Source organism: Corallococcus sp. 4LFB (assembly GCF_046520365.1).
Taxonomy (GTDB): domain Bacteria; phylum Myxococcota; class Myxococcia; order Myxococcales; family Myxococcaceae; genus Corallococcus; species Corallococcus caeni.
On record NZ_JBKGHJ010000949.1, the window covers coordinates 1 to 1,584 of the forward strand.

Consider the following 1,584-nt stretch of genomic DNA (forward strand, 5'->3'; position numbering starts at 1 on the left):
CCCGCCCGCGCCCGCCGCGCCCGCCGTGCCCGCCGACGTGTCACTGCCTTCCGACCTGGAGCTCGAGCGGCTTCTGGAGGCCGAGCTCGCCCAGGTCCACCAGCTCATCAAGGAGTCCTGACCATGACGGCCCCACTGCCCACCGCGAATGATCCCACGCTGCTCAAGCGCAGCCTCGACGCGCTGAAGGACCTCCGGGCGCGGTATGAGGCCCTGGAGTCCCGGGGCCGGGAGCCCATCGCCATCATCGGCCTGGGGTGCCGCATCCCGGGGGGCGGGGAGACCCCGGAGTCCCTCTGGAAGATGCTGCGCGGCAAGGTGGACGCCGTCAGCGAGGTGCCCGCGGACCGCTGGGACCTGTCGCGCTACTACGACCCGGACGTGGCCGCGCCGGGGCGGATGCACATGCGCTACGGCGCGTTCCTGGACGCGCCCGACCGCTTCGACCCGTACTTCTTCGGCATCTCGCCCCGGGAAGCGGAGCAGATGGATCCGCAGCAGCGCCTCTTCCTGGAGGTGGCGTGGCACGCGCTGGAGGACGCGGGGCTGAGCGCGAAGGCGCTCGCGGGCACCGACACCGGCGTCTTCGTGGGCGCCAACGGGAACGACTACCTCCAGCTCCAGCTCTCCGAGCCCCAGGTGCTGGGCACCTATTCGCTGGTGGGCGGCACGAACTGCATCATCCCCAACCGGCTCTCGTACCTGCTGGACCTGCGCGGGCCGAGCATGGCCTTCGACACGGCGTGCTCGTCGTCGCTGGTGGCGGTCCACCAGGCCTGCCAGAGCCTGCGCAACGGGGAGAGCTCCACCGCCATCGCGGGCGGGCTCAACCTGCTGCTGTCGCCCGTGGTGTCGGTGGCGCACTCCAAGGGCCTGCCGCTGGCGCCGGATGGGCGCTGCAAGACGTTCGACGCGCGCGCGGATGGCTACGTGCGCGGCGAGGGCTGCGGCGTCGTGGTGCTCAAGCGCCTGTCGGACGCGCTCGCGGCCGGGGACCCGGTGTGGGCCGTCATCCACGGCTCGGCCGTCAACCAGGACGGGCTCAGCAACGGCCTCACCGCGCCCAACGGCGGGGCCCAGCGCGCCGTCATCCGCAAGGCGCTGGAGCGCGCGCGGCTCACCGGCGCGGAGGTGGGGCTCGTGGAGGCGCACGGGACGGGCACCTCCCTGGGCGACCCCATCGAGGTGGAGGCCCTCCGCGAAATCTACGGCGACGCGGAGGGCGAGCGGCGGCCCTGCGCGCTCGGCTCCATCAAGACGAACATCGGGCACCTGGAGGCGGGCGCCGGCATCGTCGGCATCCTCAAGGTCGCGCTGTCGCTCAAGCACGGCGTCATCCCGGCGAACCTGCACTTCCAGGCGCTCAACCCGCACATCTCGCTGGACGGCTCGCGCCTCTACGTGCCCACGGAGTCCACGCCGTGGACGGACCCGGCGGAGCGCCGGTACGGCGCGGTCAGCTCGTTCGGCGCGGGCGGCACCAACGCGCACGTCGTGCTGGGCACCCTGGAGTCCGCGCGGCCCGGGGTGGCCTCGCTCCCGGCCGTCGCTGGCGCGGAGCGCGCGCACCTGCTGGTCCTGTCC

Annotated in this window: 1 protein-coding gene; it reads left to right on the forward strand. The window is 73.2% G+C overall.

Translation table 11 applies throughout. The features are described from left to right. Positions 1 to 123: 123 nt before the first annotated feature. Positions 124 to 1,584: type I polyketide synthase (locus ACLEQD_RS43075; protein ID WP_410391746.1), on the forward strand; the 1,461-nt coding region annotated here is incomplete at its 3' end.